Origin of the sequence: Pseudomonas frederiksbergensis (assembly GCF_003732275.1) — a bacterium.
In the GTDB taxonomy this organism is placed as follows: domain Bacteria; phylum Pseudomonadota; class Gammaproteobacteria; order Pseudomonadales; family Pseudomonadaceae; genus Aquipseudomonas; species Aquipseudomonas frederiksbergensis_H.
This window is the reverse complement of the sequence record NZ_MOBM01000023.1, coordinates 1-20643: the sequence shown is the minus strand read 5'-3', so window position 1 is coordinate 20643 and position 20643 is coordinate 1. Positions and strand designations below refer to the sequence as shown.

Annotated in this window: 20 protein-coding genes, 1 pseudogene and 1 riboswitch; of the genes and pseudogenes, 11 read left to right on the top strand and 10 right to left on the bottom strand. The window is 59.3% G+C overall.

Annotation, left to right across the window (positions count from 1 at the left end):
* Nucleotides 1–578: 578 nt before the first annotated feature.
* Entirely contained in the window at nt 579–812 is a 234-nt protein-coding gene (locus BK662_RS18330) for a hypothetical protein (protein ID WP_123359207.1), read from the bottom strand.
* Nucleotides 813–1016: 204 nt separating this feature from the next.
* Here BK662_RS18330 and BK662_RS18325 point away from each other — a divergent pair, with 204 nt between their 5' ends.
* On the top strand, nt 1017–1601 hold the full coding sequence (locus BK662_RS18325; RefSeq protein WP_007905851.1) for a YajG family lipoprotein: 585 nt from the start codon (nt 1017–1019) through the stop codon (nt 1599–1601).
* A gap of 166 nt (nt 1602–1767) precedes the next feature.
* On the opposite strand, the gene BK662_RS18320 is transcribed toward BK662_RS18325, so the two are convergent.
* Both BK662_RS18320 and BK662_RS18315 read right to left on the bottom strand, forming a co-directional pair.
* Nucleotides 1768–2145 (bottom strand): DUF6124 family protein, encoded by a 378-nt coding sequence (locus BK662_RS18320; protein WP_123359249.1) that lies wholly within the window; start codon nt 2143–2145, stop codon nt 1768–1770.
* Between the two features lie 328 nt (nt 2146–2473).
* Nucleotides 2474–2680 (bottom strand): hypothetical protein, encoded by a 207-nt coding sequence (locus tag BK662_RS18315; RefSeq protein ID WP_007939788.1) that lies wholly within the window; start codon nt 2678–2680, stop codon nt 2474–2476.
* A gap of 193 nt (nt 2681–2873) precedes the next feature.
* Between BK662_RS18315 and BK662_RS18310 the strand changes: the two genes are divergently transcribed.
* Entirely contained in the window at nt 2874–3152 is a 279-nt protein-coding gene (locus tag BK662_RS18310; protein WP_038981598.1) for a hypothetical protein, read from the top strand.
* A gap of 164 nt (nt 3153–3316) precedes the next feature.
* Here BK662_RS18310 and BK662_RS18305 read toward each other — a convergent pair whose 3' ends face one another.
* A complete protein-coding gene (locus BK662_RS18305; RefSeq protein WP_185047153.1) occupies nt 3317–4480 on the bottom strand; it encodes a 1-acyl-sn-glycerol-3-phosphate acyltransferase in 1164 nt (387 codons plus the stop codon).
* 142 nt (nt 4481–4622) lie between these two features.
* Between BK662_RS18305 and BK662_RS18300 the strand changes: the two genes are divergently transcribed.
* Genes BK662_RS18300 through BK662_RS18290 form a run of 3 tightly spaced genes read left to right on the top strand, consistent with a single transcriptional unit; the run spans nt 4623 to nt 5731 of the window.
* Nucleotides 4623–4805, top strand: coding sequence for a CPXCG motif-containing cysteine-rich protein (locus BK662_RS18300; RefSeq protein WP_123359205.1), 183 nt, complete (start codon nt 4623–4625; stop codon nt 4803–4805).
* 6 nt (nt 4806–4811) lie between these two features.
* Nucleotides 4812–5072 carry a putative signal transducing protein gene (locus BK662_RS18295; RefSeq protein WP_123359204.1) on the top strand — a complete coding sequence of 87 codons (261 nt, stop codon included), beginning with the start codon at nt 4812–4814 and terminating at the stop codon, nt 5070–5072.
* A 35-nt stretch (nt 5073–5107) separates the two neighbouring features.
* Nucleotides 5108–5731, top strand: coding sequence for an SOS response-associated peptidase (locus BK662_RS18290; RefSeq protein WP_038981601.1), 624 nt, complete (start codon nt 5108–5110; stop codon nt 5729–5731).
* Between the two features lie 140 nt (nt 5732–5871).
* On the opposite strand, the gene BK662_RS35900 is transcribed toward BK662_RS18290, so the two are convergent.
* Together BK662_RS35900 and BK662_RS35895 are read right to left on the bottom strand one after the other, a co-directional pair.
* Nucleotides 5872–6615: a methyl-accepting chemotaxis protein gene (locus BK662_RS35900; RefSeq protein WP_375539007.1), complete on the bottom strand. Its 744-nt coding sequence runs from the start codon at nt 6613–6615 to the stop codon at nt 5872–5874.
* A 111-nt stretch (nt 6616–6726) separates the two neighbouring features.
* Nucleotides 6727–6924 (bottom strand): annotated as a pseudogene (locus BK662_RS35895) (HAMP domain-containing protein); the annotation flags it as partial.
* Nucleotides 6925–8287: 1363 nt separating this feature from the next.
* Between BK662_RS35895 and BK662_RS18280 the strand changes: the two are divergent.
* The gene (locus BK662_RS18280; RefSeq protein ID WP_123359202.1) at nt 8288–9106 is read left to right on the top strand and encodes a M48 family metallopeptidase; all 819 of its coding nucleotides are present in this window, start codon (nt 8288–8290) and stop codon (nt 9104–9106) included.
* A 120-nt stretch (nt 9107–9226) separates the two neighbouring features.
* On the opposite strand, the gene BK662_RS18275 is transcribed toward BK662_RS18280, so the two are convergent.
* From BK662_RS18275 to BK662_RS18265, 3 genes are all read right to left on the bottom strand, one after another.
* Nucleotides 9227–9811 (bottom strand): TMEM165/GDT1 family protein, encoded by a 585-nt coding sequence (locus tag BK662_RS18275; protein WP_123359248.1) that lies wholly within the window; start codon nt 9809–9811, stop codon nt 9227–9229.
* 91 nt (nt 9812–9902) lie between these two features.
* Nucleotides 9903–10027, bottom strand: a riboswitch (yybP-ykoY riboswitch).
* Nucleotides 10028–10078: 51 nt separating this feature from the next.
* Nucleotides 10079–11077 carry a methyltransferase gene (locus tag BK662_RS18270; RefSeq protein ID WP_123359201.1) on the bottom strand — a complete coding sequence of 333 codons (999 nt, stop codon included), beginning with the start codon at nt 11075–11077 and terminating at the stop codon, nt 10079–10081.
* Nucleotides 11078–11109: 32 nt separating this feature from the next.
* Nucleotides 11110–12075, bottom strand: a complete 966-nt coding sequence (locus tag BK662_RS18265; protein ID WP_123359200.1) for a 2-hydroxyacid dehydrogenase — start codon at nt 12073–12075, stop codon at nt 11110–11112.
* Between the two features lie 357 nt (nt 12076–12432).
* On the opposite strand from BK662_RS18265, the gene BK662_RS18260 reads away from it, so the two are divergent.
* Nucleotides 12433–13062, top strand: coding sequence for a LysE family translocator (locus tag BK662_RS18260; protein ID WP_123359199.1), 630 nt, complete (start codon nt 12433–12435; stop codon nt 13060–13062).
* Nucleotides 13063–13075: 13 nt separating this feature from the next.
* Here the strand turns inward: BK662_RS18260 and BK662_RS18255 are convergent, their stop codons facing one another.
* A complete protein-coding gene (locus tag BK662_RS18255; RefSeq protein WP_123359198.1) occupies nt 13076–13846 on the bottom strand; it encodes an AraC family transcriptional regulator in 771 nt (256 codons plus the stop codon).
* Between the two features lie 85 nt (nt 13847–13931).
* On the opposite strand from BK662_RS18255, the gene BK662_RS18250 reads away from it, so the two are divergent.
* The 4 genes from BK662_RS18250 (at nt 13932) to BK662_RS18235 (ending at nt 20560) form a co-directional block, all read left to right on the top strand.
* Nucleotides 13932–15116 carry an MFS transporter gene (locus BK662_RS18250; RefSeq protein WP_123359197.1) on the top strand — a complete coding sequence of 395 codons (1185 nt, stop codon included), beginning with the start codon at nt 13932–13934 and terminating at the stop codon, nt 15114–15116.
* Nucleotides 15117–15264: 148 nt separating this feature from the next.
* Complete coding sequence (locus BK662_RS18245; RefSeq protein WP_123359196.1) at nt 15265–16947, top strand: fatty acid--CoA ligase; 1683 nt, start codon at nt 15265–15267, stop codon at nt 16945–16947.
* Between the two features lie 332 nt (nt 16948–17279).
* Entirely contained in the window at nt 17280–19169 is a 1890-nt protein-coding gene (locus BK662_RS18240; protein ID WP_123359195.1) for a DUF1302 domain-containing protein, read from the top strand.
* A gap of 26 nt (nt 19170–19195) precedes the next feature.
* Nucleotides 19196–20560, top strand: coding sequence for a DUF1329 domain-containing protein (locus tag BK662_RS18235; protein WP_123359194.1), 1365 nt, complete (start codon nt 19196–19198; stop codon nt 20558–20560).
* Nucleotides 20561–20643 lie beyond the last annotated feature (83 nt).

Sequence of the window (20643 nt, the reverse complement as noted above, 5' to 3'; positions counted from 1 at the left end):
TCACATGAACTCATTTCGGCACACGGCTGGCAATTCGACTTATGGTCGAGACATCCGTTTGTGCAACCAAATCCGTAGCGGACAGGCTTCAGGCTCCGGTGTTCGAGGAATACTCGGTCCTGTGTCGTTGGGCTGTTGTAGACGCTAATGGTGCATGTTCAGACGCAAAACTATTCATTTGCTCGCCACACTCTTGTGAAGTTGTGAAAACCCGTTTTTTTCACGCTCTTTTGAAGACGTGAACCTCAAAAAAGGGCTGTCCCAGCCTGGCACCGTGCCCGGATGGATTGCCGTCATGGGATACATGACAAGCAAAACGGGCAAACAGCTCAGTAACCGAGCGTAATGACAGCTCTGCAGATTCGCGAAAAGTGGTGTTTTTGCTTAGGGAACAGCAAGCGCGCCAGCTTCACTCGATCTGTGTGGGCGGCTCTCTGTGGGCGGTGCGGGGGTGTCAATACCGAGGCATTGACGATGCTGCGAGGCCCGATCAGGAGACGTCCTTATAATCGGGGGGAGATTGTATCTAAGAAACGCAGGAAAATGGTCGTGTTTAATGACTTTTATTAGGCGTCCGGTCAGGTGGTCAACAGTTGTTGTGCTCGCGCACGTGGCTGGCGCTGGCTGACACGGGCGCTGGCGGGCAGGGGATGGTGCAGCCAGTTGAGGCGGATTTCTTCGATTTCGACCCAGCCATCGCCCATGGGCTGCAGGCTGCACTGTTTGAATGCCTGGCAGAGACCATTGCGGTCGAGCAGGGCAAAGCTGCGATGCAGTGGGCGTGGCGCGAACAGGGAGATGAGAAAACGCATGGCAACGTACCTGTGGGGTGACTGCTGTGCAGGTTGCCAGTGAGCGATGACGTACATGTGTAAGGTCGGTGACAGATGTGTGACAGGAACCGCGCTGCACCGGGTTTGTCAGAGATTTCAGTAATCGTTGTGCGAAGCTAGTTCGCCGCAGTGGCGCACCGCTATACTGCAGGCCTGTTTGTACCTGATTCTGGAGAGAAGAGCATGTTGCAACGCCTGTTGTTCGGTTTGATCACTGTGACCAGTTTGACCCTCGTCGGCTGCGCCCACAGCCCGCAACAACTGAACCCGGAGCCCAAGCTGACAGCTCAGCTGGCGCCGGTCGGCCGAGGCCAGCCAGTGGTGGTGCGTGTGGTGGACGGTCGTCCATCGCCAACATTGGGGACCCGTGGCGGTCTGTATCCGGAGACCAGTGCGATCACCGTGCAGGGCGCGCAGATTCTGCCGAAGCTGCAGGCTCAGGCTGAAGCGGCCGTGCGCTTGCTGGGCTTTACCCCGACGGCCAATGCGCTGAATGCACCGCAATTGACCGTGACCCTGGCCGAGCTGAAGTATCAGTCGCCCAAGGAAGGCCTGTATGTGACTGAGGCAACGATTGGCGCGACGTTCCGTTCGGATGTGCAGAATGCCAACCGCCGTTACAGCGGTCGCTACGGTGCGTCGCTGGATCAGCGTTTTGGCATGGCGCCGAATCAGGAAACCAATACCAAGCTGGTCAGTGATGTGTTGAGTGACGCGTTGACCCGCTTGTTCAAGGATCCGACGATTGGTCAGGTGCTTGCCGAGTAACGGTTTGCGGCTTGTTTAAGGAACCCGGTGTCAGTGATGGCACCGGGTTTTTTTATGCTCGTAGATCCATTGTGGGAGCGGGCTTGCTCGCGAAGGCGGTGTGTCAGGTGACTGAAATGTTGAATGCAAGAAAGCCTTCGCGAGCAAGCCCGCTCCCACAGGGGGATCAGCTGTGTGGCGCGGGTTTTGGTACGCCCATGTTATCCAGCATCCGGTTCACCGCCAGTTCTGCCAGCATGACGATCTGCTGAATCGCCATCGCCGTGTGCCGATGCGGCCCTTCCAGATACCCCGCAAAATCACTTGCCATCACACTGGCCTGGGCCAACGATTCACAGGTGTGGGCCAACAGGTCTTCGTCTTTGATATCCGGCGCGATCATATACATCGTGCTCGGCTTGCGGGCCACGGGGGATTTGAGGGCGGAGGGGTTGAGGTAGTGATTGAGCGCGCGGTTAGCGGCGTCGTGGAGTTTTTTTGAATCGAGGGATTCGTAGGGGGAGGCGTCGTCGGTTTCAGGGGGATTCGGTGTTTCTTTGAACATGGTGATGCTCCGAATGAAAGGTTTCGCTGCCATGATCGCTGCGACGCGATTGAAGGAGGCAGCTGTACGCGGGGTCGCAGACCGAGCCATTCGGAAACCCGGCATACCCGAAGGTATCCCGCGCACAGCCACCATCAAACCAAACGACTAGCACTGAAGCGCTCCGGTTTGGGCCGGCGATTATGCACCAAATGAGCTGAACTGAACGGACTGCGACGCCCGGTCGCTGATGTGCAGCGACCCCCAAAGCCTATCCACCCCATTTCCGAGCGACAACCTTCAAAACCTGTCGGAATCTTCCCTTTCAATCACTGTGTTTGTAGGACGCTCAAGCCGCCTCCGAATAAAAATCCAGAACACTCACCCCCGTCAGCAAATCCGTCTCCGGCAAGTCCGCATGTTGATGCCCGCCCAGCGCGCAATACACCAGCCAATGCCGGTCCTGTACGTTGAAGGCGAGGCTGCCGACTAAGGTTTGTTGTTCGTCGCTTTGGGCAATGAGGTAGAGGCGGTCCTGGTTTTCGGCGTGGAGCATGACGGGGTCCGTGTCGGTTTCGAGGGGCGACAGACTGGCGGATTCAGATGACGGCGTCGTGACACAGGACTGTAATCGGCTAAATGGTTTCGTTATTTGTCGGAAAGCCGGGGCAGGTCGGAGCGCTTTCGGTAGAATCCGCGCCGTGGTCGTCGGTCCGGCGTCTGCTACACCGGTTAGCCTGAGGTTTGTGATGTCGCTGCAATTGATTTCGCTTCTTACTTCTCATCCCGCCAAATTGATCAACTTGCTGGCCTTGCTGTTCGCCTTCCCGGGCGGCTGGTTGCTGCACGCCACCCGCCGTCGCGAACAGCGCGCCATGGCCAGTATCGAGGCGCAGCGCCAAAGTCGTCCCAGTGAAGAGCCAACGCTGGATTGGGCGACCCTGCGCATGAACCGGTTTTTCTACCGCTTCGGGTTTGCCTGCCTCGGGATGGCGTTGCTGGTGTCGTGGATCAGCACTCGCGTCTGAAAATCAAAAGATCGCAGCCTGCGGCAGCTCCTACGGGGGATTGCGCATACATGTGGGATATCGGGTGTACTCGGTCAATGTAGGAGCTGCCGAAGGCTGCGATCTTTTGATCTTGCATAAAGAAACGGCGCCCGAAGGCGCCGTTGTCGTATCCAGCCATTGCCTTACAGCGGCAACCCGGCCTTGACCCGATACTGATTGCGCACCGGCGTCGCATATTGCAGCACCAGAAACGGACGATGCTCCTCAGGGCAGGCATCCAGCCGGCGTTGCCATTCTTCCTGGGCCTTGGCCAGTTCGTCAGCCGCAAACACCTCGGCCGCTTTCGGCACCTGCAGTTGCGGGTCGGCGTCTTTCCACTGCGCATACGCCAGGTAGTGCGCCGGGAACAACCGGTAACCGCTGAGGATCTGCTTGTCCATTTCGATCGCCAATTGCTTGGTGTCTTCGAACAGTTCGGTGATCGGCGCGGCGAAGTTCACGTGGACCCGGCCTTTGTAACCGGTGATGCCTTTGGCGATGCTGACGTCGTCCTCGCCCGGCGCCTTGGTGTAGCTGCCGGTGGTGGCGCGGATGTACAGCTCGCGGGCCTTGGCCTGGTCGCACGGGTCGTATTCGTAACTGATCGACACCGGGGTGAGGTTCAGCGAGCGAATGACTTCGCCGAACGGCTCGTCCTTGCGGCTCATGTGGAACATCTTGAGGATCGCCGACTCGGTACGGTCGTCGCCGTCCTTGGCCCGGCCCTCAGCCTGGGCGATCCAGATCGAGGCGCAGTCGTTACGGATCGAGTGGTTGATGTACGCTGACAACAGCTGATAGGCCGCCATTTTTTCCCGGCGACCGGTGATCGAACGGTGAACGATGAAGCTCTTGTTCAGGCGCATCAAATCGCTGACAAAAGGCTTTTGCAGCAAGTTGTCGCCAATGGCGATGCGCGGGGTCGGCAGGCCGGCGTGGTACACGGCGTAGTTGACGAAAGCCGGGTCCATCACGATGTCGCGGTGGTTGGCGATGAACAGGTAGGCGCTGCCGGACTTGAATTGTTCCACGCCGGTGTAGGTCACCCCGTCCGTGGCACGCTCGATGGTGTGGTCGACGTAAAACTCGACTTTGTCCTGCAAGGTGGCCACCGACGTGATGCCGGCGAACTCACGGCGCAGCCGATGCGCTATAAGAGGTTTGAGCATCCAGCCGAAGGCACCGGCATAGCGCGGGAAGCGGAAGTGGATGAGGATATCTAGAAACGCCTTGTCGCCGAGCAGCCGGTTCAGCACTGCCGGGACTTCGCTGTCGTCGTAAGGTCGGATGGCATCGAATTCGCCCATCATGCTCTCTTGTTAGAAACGGCTAGGGTAAGTAAAGGTTTTGATCGAAAACCAACGGGGCACGGTCTGAAAAGGTAGTCAGACGAAAATAGCCCTGCAAATAGACCGGCGATTATACGCACAAGTCACCTGGGAGACCGCGATGCTGGAAACCGAGCGCTATGAATGCCCGTATTGCGGTGAAGAGTGTGAGGCTGTTCTGGACTTGTCCGGCGGCGATCAGACCTATATCGAAGATTGTCCTGTGTGTTGCCGTCCCATTACTTTTGTGTTGCAGACTGACGGTCATGAATGGTTGCTCGAAGTTCACAGCGAAAACGAGTGAGGGTTTATGCAGCGCATCTACGAACCGGAAAATCTGATGGAGGGCGAATTGCTGCAAGGCATGCTCGCCAGTGAGGGCATCGAGGCGCATCTGGTTGGGCGTGATTTGGTCGGCGGCACCGGGGAGTTGCCGATATTCGGCCTGCTGGGCTTATCGGTCGATAACGATCAGGCCGAATACGCCCGGGAGCTGATCACCGCGTACAATGCCGCGCTGCCGCTGCCCGGCGATGAACCGGACAGTTTTCCCGGCACGCTGGTCTGTTAGGCTGACGTTCGTTTGATCAAGAGTCGTATTGCCCCATGTGTGGACGTTATGCCCTGTTTCGCTGGAACCCCGCTTTCGCGGCCCTGCCCGGATTCCCCGCCGATCAGCAGGCCCAGTGGAATATCTCCCCCAACGATTCGGTGTTGATGCTGCGTGCCGGCGCAGACGGGCAACGTGAGTTGGCCCGCGCCCGCTGGGGCCTGACGCCGCCGTGGCTGACCGACCTGTCCCGCACCCCGGCCCATGCCCGCGCCGAAACCGTTGCCGAACAACCGATGTTTCGCGAAGCCTTGCGTCTGCGCCGCTGTCTGCTGCCGGCCAATGGTTTCTACGAATGGCGCGGCACCACCCGCAAACGTCCGTACTGGCTGACCCCGGGGGAGGGTTCGGCGCTGTTCTTCGCGGCGATCTGGGAAGCGTATCCGGTGCAGGAGCAGGTGTGGTTGAGTACGGCGGTGATCACCCAGCCGGCTTCGAGTCAGCGTCGACCGCTGATTCTAGATGCGGCGGGGCAGGAAGCCTGGCTCAACCCCGAAACGCCGTTGCATGCCTTGCAGGCGTTGCTGGCCAGTGAGCCCGCGGCGTTGCGTGAGCGGGTGCTGGCGAACCTGGTGAATGATCCGAAGCTCAATGGGCCGGAGTGTTTGACGCCGGGTTGATGAGGCGCCTGAGCTGGCTTCATCGCGAGCAGGCTCGCTCCCACATTTGATCTCAGGTGTTCACAAATAATGTGTTCCCAAATATCACCTGTGGGAGCGAGCCTGCTCGCGATAAGGTCCGCAGGACCTGCCCGCAATTGTTAAACCTTGAACTGATTGATCAACCGCCGTTGCTGTTCCGCCAACTTGGTCAAATCTGCACTGGCCGCGCTCGATTCATCTGCGCCGCCGGCCACTTCATTGGCCACTTGCCCGATGTTGATCACATTACGATTGATGTCGTCGGCCACCGCGCTCTGTTCCTCGGCCGCGCTGGCGATCTGGGTGTTCATGTCGTTGATCACCGACACCGCTTGCGTAATGGTTTCCAGCGCCTCGGCCGCTTTCGCCGCGTGTTGCACGCTTTCATCGGTGCGGTTCTGGCTGTCTTCCATGACCCGCACCACATCGCGGGTGCCTTGCTGCAGATGCTGGATCATGGTCTGGATTTCTTCAGTGGCCTTCTGGGTTTTCTGCGCCAGGTTGCGCACTTCATCGGCCACCACTGCAAACCCACGACCCTGCTCACCGGCACGGGCGGCTTCGATGGCCGCATTCAAGGCCAATAGATTGGTCTGCTCGGCGATGCCGCGAATGGCCGTCAGGATCGCATTGATGTTTTCGCTGTCCTTGGCCAGGGTCTGCACCACGCCGACGGCTTTGCCGATTTCCACCGCCAAAACACCAATTGAATTCGACGTATCCCGGACGATTTGCATACCCTGCGCCGCTGCCTGATCCGCATGGCTGGCAGCTTGCGCGGCCTGGGTGGCATTGCGCGCGACATCCTGGGCGGTGGCGGTCATTTCATGCACGGCGGTCGCGACCTGATCGATCTCGGCCATTTGTTTATGCACGCCGATGTTGGTGCGAATGGCGATGTCGGCGGTGTGTTCCGATGAGTCGCTAACGCTCTGCACCGACGTCACTACCTGCGTGATCATCGCCTGCAACTTGGCGAGAAAGGTGTTGAAGCCTTTGGCGATCGAGCCCAATTCGTCGGCGCGGTCGCTGGTCAGTCGACGGGTCAGGTCGCCTTCGCCCTGAGCGATGTCGTCGAGCATCGCGACCATTTGCTTGAGTGGCCGAGCAATGCCGTGGCCCACCAGCCAGATCACCAACAAACCGATACCAGCGATCAACAGGCCGACCATGGCCATGCCAAAGGTGTCGGATTTGCGCTGCGCGTCCAGATCACCCTGAAGTTTTTGCAGATCGGCCATCACCGCGTTCAGCGGCAATTGCAGCATCAAGGTCCAGCGGGCATCGGTCTGGCCAATGCCGAAGGGCAAGTACAACTCGATCCGGCCCTGGGCCTTGTCGACGCTGTAAGTCACTTCGCCGCGCTTGAGATTGGCCATATTGGCAATCTGTTTGCTGTCGAGAATGTCGCTGACCTTTTCGCCGAATTTGCTCGGGTCTTTGGTGTAGGCGACGATCCGGCCGTTACCGCCGATCAGGGCCATTTCCCCGGCGCCGCTGTACAGTTTCTGATTCGCCCCCAGAAGCATTTCCTGGATGAAGTTCACCGACAGGTCGGCGCCGACGATGCCCTGGAACGCGCCATTGAGCATGATCGGTTCAATGAAAGAAGCGAGCATGACGATCTTGTCGCCGACCTTGTAGGGCGCCGGATCGATCACGCAGGATTTTTTGGTTTCTTTCGAGCACAGGTAGTACTCGCTGGCGCGCACGCCGGTGGACAGGGTTTTCTGGTCGTCGACGTCCACCAGTTTGTCCAGGCCCAGGCTGCCGTCTTCATTGCGGAACCACCACGGCAGGAAGCGCCCGTTGCTGGCGTCGATGCCGACCACTGGGGTGTCGACGTAGGCCGCATCATTGTGGTCGAGAGCGTTTTTTTCCCAACCGATGTAGGTGCCGAGAATTTTCGGGTTCCGGGCAACGTTCTCCTTGATCAGGCTGATCAGTTGCTCACGGCTCAGGCTCAACTGTGGCTGACCATCGGCGCCCGGGGTACCGATCAACGCGTTCACCCGCACCAGCCCGCCGGCAATCAGCAGCGGTGCTTCGAGTTCGCGCTGGATCTGGCTGACCTGGGTTTGTGCCAATGAGGTCAGACGCTGTTCGATGACTTGCTCGAACTGCGCCTGAGTCCGTTCCTGAACCATGTCTTGGGTCCGCGCGCCGGAAAACAACGCATACAGCACCAGAGCCGCAACGACGCTGAGCACAATGGCGCCGGCCAGGGCGGCAACGGAAAACTGGATCGACTTGAATTTCATGGGTGCTCCGCACGCAAGAGGACGTCTGCGGTGCTGTATCGGCAGGGTGGCGGAGGGTCATGAATGACGCATGACGAATTGGCTGTTTTGGAGTGTTGGATGTCGTAAATGAATCATTGCCGACCGTGATCGGCCGTGGCGGGTGCTGTTATGTGAATTTTATCCTACGGTGATAAGGGCTTTGTCTGAAATGTACGTGCTACACGTCCGTTGTATCTGGCGCCGATACAAATCCCCACCTAGGATACGCGGCATGTTTCCAGGGAGCTTCTTGATGAATAAGACATTGGTTTTGGGTGCACTGAGCGCAGGTTTGCTGCTCGCCGGTTGTCAGTCGGTCAATACCACCAGCGGTGGCGCCGTGGGCATTGAGCGCAAGCAATACATGTTCAGCATGTTGTCGACCTCCGAGGTCAATCAGATGTACGCCCAGTCTTATCAAAAGACCGTCGGTGAGGCGAGCAGCAAAGGCGTGCTGGACAAAACCAGTAACGATGCCAAGCGTGTTCAGGCGATCTCCAGGCGGCTGATTGCCCAAGCGCCGGTGTTCCGTCCGGATTCGGCCCAGTGGCAATGGGAAGTGAACCTGATCAAGAGCGACGAGCTGAATGCCTCCTGCGGGCCTGGCGGCAAGATCATTTTCTACAGCGGGCTGATCGACACTCTGCAACTCACCGACGACGAAATCGCCGCCATCATCGGTCATGAAATCGCTCACGCCTTGCGCGAGCACGGTCGCGAAGCGATGTCCAAGGCCTACGGTATCGAAATGGCCAAGCAGGGTGCTGGTGCGTTGTTCGGCCTGGGCGAGGGCGGCCTGGCCCTGGCGGACACCGTGGCGAAATACGGCATGACCTTGCCCAACAGTCGCGGCAATGAAAACGAGGCCGACTTGATTGGTCTCGAATTGGCCGCCCGCGCCGGGTACAACCCGAACGCCGCGATCACCCTGTGGAACAAAATGAGCAAAGCCTCGAATGGCGCGCCGCCAGAGTTCTTGAGCACTCACCCGGCGTCGGCCAGTCGGATTGCTGCCTTGCAGGCAGCGATTCCGAAGGTGATGCCGTTGTACGAGAAAGCACCGAAATCCTGAGCCATGTGTTTAGGCTGCTGACGCCATCGCGAGCAGGCTCGCTCCCACATTGGAATGCGATCAACTGTGGGAGCGAGCCTGCTCGCGATGAACGATGACACGGTCTAATGACTTACGGCATCAAACCCACCCACTGCTCTGCATCGCCTTGTACACCGCGACAATCGCCAGGATCAGGAACGCCGATGCCGCCAGGCGACGGATCAGGGTCAAGGGCAGTTTGTCCGCCGCAAAGTTACCTGCCAGTACCACCGGCACGTTGGCAATCAACATCCCGACGGTGGTGCCGATGATCACCAGCCATAGGTCCGGGTATTGCGCGGCAAGCATCACGGTGGCGACTTGGGTCTTGTCGCCCATTTCCGCGAGGAAGAACGCAATCAGCGTAGTCAGGAACGGCCCGAATTTGCGGGCGGTGCTGGCTTCGTCTTCGTCCATTTTGTCCGGCACCAGCGTCCACAGGGCCGTGGCGGTGAAGCTCGCGGCGAGGATCCAATGCAACGTCGCATTCGAGAAGAAACTGCCGAACCAGGCACCTACCGCACCGGCTGCCGCGTGGTTGGCCAGGGTCGCGGCGACGATGCCGGCGATGATTGGCCAGGGTTTGCGAAAGCGGGCAGCGAGAATGAGCGCGAGCAGTTGCGTCTTGTCGCCAATTTCGGCCAAGGCAACGATTGCGGTGGGAACGAGTAGAGAGTCCAGCATCATCAGGGTTTTCCTAAGGGGCGGGTCGACACGGCTATGACACGTACAGCCTTCCCGCCCCGGGTAAGGTGTTCGTGTCATAGGTCTTGTCAAACCCTGCGATCCGTCTGATGCGGACGCTTGGGTCGCATACGCCATGGTCTGAGGACCAAGTATGTTGACGTATGCCGGACGAGCATGGCGCTCGTGGGAGACTACTCCCCTAGGACGGAGCGGATTCTGCCTAGGCAAATCCGATTGGGCAAGCCCTCTTTTTCGAAAGTGTTTTCAGCCGCGTTTGGCCCGGTAGATTCGGAAACCCTGTCCTTCAGCCTTGATTGCACACACGCCCAAGTGCTCTTCGATCAGCGGTTGATACTTCAGGAAGCTGTTCGCTACCAGTCGAAGTTCGCCGCCGTTTTTCAGATGTTTAGCCGCTTTTCGCAGCAAGTTCTCGGTGGCGAAGTAGTCGGTGTGTACGCCGACATGGAACGGTGGATTGCTCAGAATCGCGCTCAAACCCATGGGCGCGGCATCGATGCCGTCACCGGTCATCACCTCCGCGTCCAGGCCGTTGGCGGCCAGGGTCAGGCGACTGCTGGCCGCGGCAAACGCGTCCACATCAAGCAGGGTGACTTGGTTGTGCGGATAACGCCGCTTGACCGCCGCCCCCAACACACCCGCGCCGCAACCAAAGTCCAGCAAATGGCCGCTGGGCAATTTGTCCAGATGTTCCAGCAACAGGGCGCTGCCGCGATCCAGGCGACCGTGGCTGAACACGCCCGGCAGACTGATGACTTTCAATGGGCCTTCAGCCAACGGCAGTTCATATTCCTGGGCCAGGCTTTCCAGCGACTTGGCTTCTGGTGCATTGGCCACGGTGACCTGCCAGAGCTGGCAATGACGTGCGCTGTCGAGCTTGCGGGGTTTGCCGAAGGGGTTCAACTGCTTGGCTGCGCCTTCGATACCGCTGCGCTTTTCGCCCACCAAATACAACTCACGGCCGGCCAAACGAGAGGCGAGGGCGTTGAGGATGTAGTCGGTCAGGTCTTTGGACTTGGGCAGAAACACCACGGCGCTGTCGAACTCGCGCTCGGGCGCATTCACGCCGAAATGGCTGCGCTCGGTGAAACGGGCGTCCAGCGCCGCTTGATCGCCAGCATGCCAGCACCAGCCGTGGGCATCTGGCAGTCGGCCCAGCAAATCATCGGCGGGCAAACCGGCCAGCAGCACCGAACCCTGGAATAACTCGGCCTGACGAAGCAGTACTTCACTGCGCGGATCCATACTCTGCTCCTGGAAAAAAGTGCCGCAGTTTATCAACTGACGACCCGCAGCGCTTGACCGCTGAAGTAGCCTTGGGCGTTTTCGGTCAATTGGCCAACGATTCGCTGCCGCGCCTCGCGACTGCCCCAGGCGTTGTGCGGGGTGACGATCAACCGTGGAATATCCTGGGCCAGCAGCGGATTGCCCGTGGAGGGAGGTTCGACGCTCAACACGTCGGTAGCCGCACCGCCCAGGTGACCGTTGCGCAGGGCGTCGGCCAATGCTTGCTCGTCAATCAAACCGCCGCGCGCGGTGTTGACCACAAAAGCACCGGGTTTCATCGAGGCCAGTTCGCGGGCGCCGATAAAGTGGCGGGTGTGTTCGTTGAGCGGGCAGTGCAGGGTCAGGGCGTCGATTTGCGGCAGCAGTTCATTCAGCGGCAAGCGATCCGGCCGGGCGGGGCGCCCCGGAGTCTGCCCCAGCAATACGCGCATGCCGAACGCCTCGGCCAACCGCGCCACGGCACTGCCCAGTTCACCGTGGCCGAGCAGGCCGAGGGTTTTACCTTCCAGCTCGACAATCGGGTAATCCAGCAGGCAGAACTGTTTCGCTTGTTGCCAGCGACCTTCGGCAACCGCCTTCTGATAATCGGCCAGGCGCGTCGCCAGGTTCAGCAACAACATGATCGTGTGCTGAGCCACCGACGGCGTGCCGTAACCCTGGCAGTTGCAAACGGTAATTCCATGAGCGCGTGCGGCAGCAAGGTCGACGTTGTTGGTGCCGGTGGCGGTGATCAGGATCAGCTTCAACTCGGGGCTGGCCGCCATGGCCGCCGCATCGATCAGGATTTTGTTGCTGATGGCGACAGTGGCGCCCTTGAGGCGTTCGATCACCTGTTCAGGCGTGGTTTGTGCAAACAGCTGCAAGTCGCTGAAGCACTCGCGTAGCGGGTTGAGATCGAGATCGCCGAGGTCCAGAGATGGATGGTCGAGGAAAACGGCGCGGCGAGAGTTCGTCATCAACTGTACCTTTTGTGCATTGAACTGAAGGCGTAATCTGCCGAGCCTACCAGATGAAATAAACTGTTACTCATTGTCTGGCCTGGCACAAACCTGTGGCGAGGGAGCTTGCTGTGGCGAGGGGGCTTGCTTGCCCCCGTTGGGTCGCGAAGCGGCCCCAAACCAGGCGACATTGTTTCGTCAGGCAGAACGCATCATCCGGTTTTGCGACTGCTTCGCAGCCGAACGGGGCGATGCGGCGTTCCGACAAGCCCCCTCGCCACATGTTTGGCGGATGCCACAGATTTGAGAGTCGGCACAGAGGTGAAGTCGGCCTCAGAGTTTTTTATTGATAAGCCTGCCCAAAAAGGAGCCCCCATGTACTGGACAGAGTTTTTGACCGTTGCCCTGATTCACCTGCTGGCCGTCGCCAGCCCCGGCCCGGATTTCGCCGTGGTGGTGCGTGAGAGCGTGACCCACGGTCGCCGCGCCGGGACCTGGACGGCGCTGGGTGTAGGCTCGGCGATTTTCCTGCACGTCGGCTATTCGCTGTTGGGTATCGGGCTGATCGTGTCTCAGTCGATCGTGCTGTTCAACGCCTTGAAATGGGCCGCCGCCGCGTATCTGCTGTACATCGGCTTCAAGGCCTTGCGCGCGCAACCGGCCAAACCGGTGGCTGATGACCTGCATCAGGAGGCTGGCGAACGCACCGCACGAGGCGCCTTCACTTCAGGATTCGTGACCAATGGCCTGAACCCGAAAGCCACGCTGTTCTTCCTGTCGCTGTTCACCGTGGTGATCAACCCGCACACGCCACTGGCGGTACAGGCCGGCTACGGGATTTATCTGGCAGCGGCGACGGCGATCTGGTTCTGCCTGGTGGCGATGCTGTTCAGCCAGCAACGCGTGCGCGCCGGTTTCGCCCGCATGGGCCACTGGTTCGACCGGACCATGGGCGCGGTGCTGATCGCCATCGGCGTGAAACTCGCGTTCACCGAGATGCACTGATCGCGCTGAACGCCTACGGGGGATTGAGCTCGCTCAATTTGTTCAACGCGTTCAGGTATTCCCGAGGGTTTTCCCCGAGTAAGCGGCGAAACATCGCGCTAAACGCCCGAGCGCTGCCATAGCCCAGATCACACGCCACGCTCTGCACGCTTTCTCCGGCGAGCAGGCGCGGCAGGGCTTCCATCAGGCGCAGTTGCTGGCGCCAGGCATTGAAATTCATCTTCAGTTGTTGCTGGAACAACCGCGCCAAGGTTCGAGAGCTGGCGCCGACTTGCTGTGCCCAGTCTTCCAGGGTATTGGAATGGTCCGGTGCGCGCAGCAGCACCAGGCAGATGCCCAGCAGGCGTCGGTCCTCGGGCATTGGAATGTGTAGCGGAAGGTTTTCCAGGCTGGCGATCTCTTCCAGCATCAACCTCTGAATCAATGAATTTTCCGCGTGTTGCGGACCTTGCACCGCGCGCAGGATCAGCTCGCGCAGCAACGGCGTGACGGCCAGCACGCAGCACTGCTGCAGCGTTGGCGGCGACAGTTCGGCGGCAATGAACAGCGAACGCATGTGTACCTCGCCCGACATGAAAATCTCATGTGCCACCCATGGCGGAATCCACACGGCTCGGGTCGGCGGAATGACCCAGGCACCTTGCGCCGTGACCACTCGCATGGTGCCGCGAACGGCGTACAGCAACTGCGCTTCGCGGTGTTGATGCAATTCCTGGTGAGCACCGTCCACGTAATCTCGCGGATAGGCGCTGACCGGCCCGTGCAGGAAATGGCTGATTAACATGTCAGATCCAATGACTTTATTGTCAGGAATACGCTTTTTCGCCAACTTAGCATAAGCCGCTCACTACAACGTAAAGCGTGCCGCGATGAACCAGTCCAGAAATGTCCTCCGCTACATCAACGCAGCCCATGTGATCGATCACATGTTCATGCTCATTTTTCCAGCCGCCATTCTCGGCATGACCCAAGCCTTTGCGCTGGACTATGCCGCGCTGATCGGCCTGTCCCTCGGCGGTTTCATTGCCTTTGGCGGCTGCTCGCTGCCGGCCGGTTGGCTGGGGGATCACTGGAGCCGACGGAAAATGATGCTGGTGTTTTTTTTCGGCATTGGCGCCTCGGCGATCTTTACCGGCTTGAGCAGCAGCGCACCGATGCTGGTACTCGGCCTGACGCTGATCGGGGTTTTCGCCGCGATCTATCACCCGGTGGGCACAGCGATGCTGGTGGCGTACGCGCAGAATCGGGGCCGGGAAATCGGTATCAACGGCATGTGGGGCAACCTCGGTGTGGCGTTTTCGGCGCTGATCACCGGGTTGCTAGTGACGCAGCTCGGCTGGCGCTCGGCGTTCATTTTGCCGGGTGTGGTGGCGATTGTGCTGGGCATTGGTTTCGCGCTTCAGGTGCGTGAAGAACCCATCCCGAAGCGTCCTCACACACCGCTCAAAGGTGCGGCTGGCCAGCGGATTTCCATGGTCATGGTTTTCGGCGTACTGGCCTTGGCTACCGCGACCGGCGGTGTGGTGTTCAACGCCACGACCATGACCTACCCGAAACTGTTTCAGGAACGCCTGCACGATTTGTTTGCTTCGCCGCAAATCCTTGGTGTCGTGGTCAGCCTGGCGTATGCCTTCGGCGCCGTGGCACAGTTGAGCATCGGCCGGGTCTTGCATCGTTTCAGTCTGAAATGGCCGTTCATCGTGTTGACGCTGTGCCAGGCGCCGCTGTTGTTCGGGTTGGCCTATGTCGACGGCTGGGCTGTGATAGCGCTGGGCGCGGCGTTCATGTTCGTGGTGTTTGGCCAGGTCACGGTGAATGATGCGATGGTCGCTAACTTCGTCGCACCGCAATGGCAATCCCGAGTCTTCGCGCTGCGTTACTGTTTATCGTTCGGTGCCAGTGCTAGCGCGATTCCGCTGATTTCGTTCGTCGAACCGCGCCAAGGTTTTGTAGGCCTTTACCTGATATTGGCGGGTTTTGCAGCGTTGACCTTCGTAGCTGCAGTGGTTTTCCCTCGAACGCCATCCGAGACTGTCGTAGGAAAAACGGCGTAATGGCTGACGAATTCCTGCAAATGCTGGCGCAAAGCTAGCATTTGTACGGCTGTGCAAATCATCCCTTTGGCTGATTTGGCTGGCGTTCAAGGGCTCTAGAGTGCTTAGCTTTAAAAGCCAAGACCGTGCAGTCAGAAAAGGGACTCTTATGTTGCAGACTCGCGTTATCCCCCCAGCCGAGGGCGCTTACCAGTATCCGCTGTTGATTAAACGGCTGCTGATGTCCGGCGCCCGTTACGAAAAAACCCGCGAGATCATCTACCGCGATCAATTGCGCTATAGCTATCCGACCCTGATCGAGCGGGTCGCGCGCCTGGCCAACGTGCTGACGGCGGCCGGCGTGAAGGCCGGGGATACCGTGGCGGTGATGGACTGGGACAGCCATCGTTACCTGGAATGCATGTTTGCCATCCCGATGATTGGTGCGGTAATCCACACCATCAACGTGCGTCTGTCGCCGGAACAGATTCTCTACACCATGAACCACGCCGAGGACCGCTTCGTGCTGGTCAACAGCGAGTTCGTCGGGCTGTACAAGGCAATTGCCGGGCACCTGACCACGGTGGAGAAAACCCTGCTGCTGACCGACTTGCCGGAAAAAACCGCCGACCTGCCGAACCTCATCGGCGAGTACGAGCAATTGCTGGCGGCCGCGAGTACGCAGTACGACTTCGAGGACTTCGACGAAAACTCGGTCGCCACCACGTTCTATACCACCGGCACCACCGGTAACCCCAAGGGCGTGTATTTCACCCACCGGCAATTGGTGCTGCACACCATGGGTGTGTCGACCATCATGGGTTCCATCGACAGCGTGCGCTTGCTGGGTACCAACGACGTGTACATGCCGATTACCCCAATGTTCCATGTGCATGCCTGGGGCTTGCCGTATGTGGCGACCATGCTCGGGCTCAAGCAGGTCTATCCCGGCCGCTACGACCCCGAATATCTGGTGGAGTTGTGGAGCAAGGAGAAGGTGAGTTTTTCCCACTGCGTGCCGACCATCCTGCAAATGGTCCTCAATGCCAAGGCGGCGCAAAACATCGATTTCGGTGGCTGGAAAATCGTCATCGGCGGCAGTGCGCTGAACCGTGCGCTGTACGAAGCGGCCAAGGCCAAGGGCATTCAGTTGACCGCCGCTTACGGCATGTCGGAAACCGGGCCATTGGTCTCGTGCGCGCACCTCAACGATGAGTTGATGGCCGGCACCGAAGACGAACGCACCACCTACCGGATCAAGGCGGGTGTGCCAGGGCCGTTGGTCGAGGCGGCGATCGTCGACACCGACGGCAACTTCCTGCCTGCCGATGGCGAGACCCAGGGCGAACTGGTGCTGCGTGCGCCGTGGCTCACCGAGGGCTATTTCAACGAGCCGCAGAAGGGCGCCGAGCTCTGGGCGGGGGGCTGGCTGCATACCGGCGACGTGGCGACGCTGGACAGCATGGGCGTGATCGACATTCGCGACCGGATCAAGGACGTGATCAAGACCGGTGGCGAGTGGATCTCCTCTCTGGACCTGGAAGACCTGATCAGTCGCCACCCTGCGGTACGTGAAGTAGCAGTGGTGGGCATCGCCGATCCGCAGTGGGGCGAGCGACCGTTCGCGCTGCTGGTGGTCCGCGACGGGCATGAGATCGGGGCCAGGGAACTCAAGGAACACCTCAAACCGTTCGTTGAACAGGGGCACCTGAGCAAGTGGGCCATTCCGAGCCAGATAGCCGTTGTTACTGAAATTCCCAAGACCAGCGTCGGTAAGCTCGACAAGAAGCGCATCCGCGTCGACATCACCGAATGGCAGGCCAACAACAGCACCTTCCTCTCGACGCTTTAAGCGTCATCTGGCGTGCCCGAAAGGGCACGCCAGCCCCACCAAGCAAGCGCTTGGCTTGTTAAATCCAAATTTTCAGCCATCCTTGCCGTGCCGACATGTGTCGGACTGGCGAAAGGACTGTTCCAGAGTGGCCGGCAGCTGCAAATCACACTTTAGAGGGATCAAGCACTACTACCTGCTGGCTATAGTCCGCTCAAGGATTTTTAAGAACGGAGCGCGCACAAAACGGGGCGATGCAACTTTGGAGTGACTTCGGACCACTTGGCTTCCGGTCACCCACAACGTTTTTAAAAGTACTCAGCCATAACAATAATGCACATGGAGTAGCGTCGATGACATCAGTAAACCAGTTCTGGCGCCGGGCGAAACTGCCCCTGGCGGTCAGTCTTGCCTCTTCGCTCGCCGGGCCTGCATTCGGCGTCAGTTTCAACGTCGGTGAGATCGAAGGTCAATTCGACTCATCCCTGTCGATCGGCGCCAGTTGGTCTACTCAGAGCCCGAACAAGAACCTCATCGGCGTCAATAACGGGGGCCACGGCCTGTCCCAGACGTCCGATGACGGTCACGCCAACTTCAAGAGCGGCGAAACCTTTTCGAAGATCTTCAAGGGCATCCATGACCTTGAATTGAAATATGGCGACACCGGTGTCTTCGTCCGGGGCAAATACTGGTACGACTTCGAACTCAAGGATGAAAGCCGTGAGTTCAAGGACATCAGCGACAGCAACCGCAAGGAAGGCGCCAAGTCCTCCGGCGGCCAGATCCTCGACGCCTTCGTCTACCACAACTACTCCATTGCCGATCAGCCGGGTTCCGTGCGCCTGGGCAAGCAGGTTGTGAGCTGGGGTGAAAGTACCTTCATCGGCGGCGGCATCAACTCGATCAACCCGATCGACGTGTCCGCATTCCGTCGTCCCGGTGCCGAGGTCAAGGAAGGTCTGATCCCGGTCAACATGTTCTACGTGTCCCAGAGCCTGACCGACAATCTGTCGGCCGAAGCCTTCTATCAGCTGGAATGGGACCAGACGGTTGTCGATAACTGCGGCACCTTTTTCTCCCAGCCGGACATCATTGCCGACGGTTGCGACAATAACCTGCGCGTGCTGAACAAGCGCTCGACCATTCCGGCCATCGCATTGGGCCCATTGGCCAACGCGGGCGTCGACGTCAACGAAGAAGGTGTACTGGTGCGTCGTGGTCCTGACCGCGATGCGCGGGACAGCGGCCAGTGGGGCGCGTCCTTGAAGTACATGTTCGATCCGCTCGATACCGAGTTCGGCGCGTACTTCATGAACTACCACAGCCGCGCGCCGATCTTCAGCGCCACGGGAGCTCCGCAATCGATCTACAACGGCGTGGCAGCTTTGCCGGCGGCGTTCCGCGCACTGGGGCCACTGGTGGTCGCGGGTAATTCCGAGTACTTCGTCGAGTATCCCGAAGACATCCGCCTCTACGGCTTGAGCTTCTCCACCACCCTGCCTACCGGTACGGCTTGGAGCGGCGAAATCAGCTACCGTCCGAACGCGCCGGTGCAGCTCAATTCCACCGATATCCTGTTTGCTGGCGTACGTCCGTTGGGCGGCGCCCTGACCAATGCTTCGCTGCTTGATGGCGTGCCGGGCCAGGACTTGCACGGCTATCGCCGCAAGGAAGTCACCCAGTTCCAGACCACCCTGACGCACTTCTTCGATCAGGTCATGGGCGCCAGCCGTCTGACCCTGGTGGGCGAAGTGGGCGTGACCCACGTCGGCGGCCTGGAAAGCAGCTCCGATGTCCGTTACGGCCGTGACCCGGTCTACGGGCCTGGTGAACTGCCGGCTACCGGCGGTCTCAACACCTGCTCGGCGATCCTCAATACCAGCACCATCAACGGTGCCGGCGCAGGTGCTGCTACCAATAACCGCAGCCGCAATTGCGAAGATGACGGCTTTACTACGGCCACTTCGTGGGGGTATCGCGCTCGTGCCATCTGGGATTACAACGACGTATTCGCCGGTGTGAACCTCAAGCCGAACGTGGCTTGGTCCCACGACGTGAGCGGTTACTCGCCTGGCCCTGGTGGCAACTTCGAGGAAGGTCGTAAAGCGGTGAGCCTGGGTCTGGATGCCGAATACCAGAACACCTACACCGCGAGCCTGGCGTACACCAACTTCTTCGACGGCAAGTACACCACTGTGGATGATCGCGACTTCGTTGCGCTCAGCTTCGGCGTGAACTTCTAAGCACTATTTTCAGGACGAACACATTTATGAAAATAACAAAGAGTCTGTTCCACGTTGGCGTTCTGGGGCTGTCGCTGCTGGCAACCGGTGTCATGGCGGCGGTTCCTGCGGCCGAAGCGGACAAGTTGGGCAAGAGCCTGACCCCGATGGGCGCCGAGATGGCGGGTAACGCCGACGGCTCGATCCCGGCCTGGAAACCCATGCCGAAAAACGCCGGTAGCGTGGACAGCAAGGGTTTTCTGTCTGATCCGTTCGCGAGTGAAAAACCGCTGTTCACCATCACCGCGCAGAACGTCGACCAGTACAAGGACAAGCTCGCGCCGGGCCAGTACGCGATGTTCAAACGCTACCCGGAAACCTTCAAGATGCCGGTCTACCCGTCCCATCGCGGCGCCACCGTGCCGGATGACGTGTTCGCCTCCATCAAGAAAAACGCCACCAACACTAACCTGGTGTCCGGCGGCAACGGTCTGGAAAACTTCGAAACCGCGATCCCGTTCCCGATTCCGAAAAGTGGCGTTGAAGTCATCTGGAACCATATCACCCGTTATCGCGGCGGCAGTGTGACCCGTCTGATAACCCAGGCCACGCCGCAGCCGAACGGCTCGTTCAGCCTGGTGTACTTCGAGGACCAGTTCGTGTTCCGCGACAAGATGAAGGATTACGACCCGAAAAATCCGGGCAACATCCTGTTCTACTTCAAGCAGAAAGTGACCGCTCCGGCGCGTCTGGCCGGTGGTGTATTGCTGGTACACGAAACCCTCGACCAGGTTAAAGAACCGCGTTCGGCGTGGGTCTACAACGCCGGGCAACGCCGTGTACGTCGTGCGCCGCAAGTATCCTATGACGGGCCGGGTACCGCTGCCGATGGCCTGCGTACCTCCGACAACCTGGACATGTACAACGGTGCGCCGGATCGCTATGACTGGAAGCTCGAAGGCAAGAAAGAGATGTACATCGCCTCCGACAGCTACAAGCTCGATTCGCCACAACTGAAGTACGCCGACATCATCAAGGCCGGTCACATCAATCAGGACCTGGCTCGTTATGAACTGCGGCGGGTCTGGCATGTGGTCGCGACCCTGAAGGAAGGTCAGCGTCACATCTACGCCAAACGTGACTTCTACATCGACGAAGACACCTGGCAGGCGGCTGTGGTCGACCACTACGACGGTCGCGGGCAACTGTGGCGTGTCGCCGAGGCTCATTCCGAGAACTACTACGACAAGCAAGTGCCGTGGTACGCCCTAGAAACCTTGTACGACCTGCAATCGGGCCGCTACCTGGCCCTGGGCATGAAGAACGAAGAGAAGTCGGCATATAACTTCGGCTTCACTGCCAGCACCGCAGACTTCACGCCGGCAGCTTTGCGTCAGGAAGGCGTTCGCTAATAGGGTGTAAACCGAGGCCGCATCCTCGAAAAAACGCCCCGACTGGTTCGTAATGCTGTTCACTTAAGTGGAGCAGCCTTACG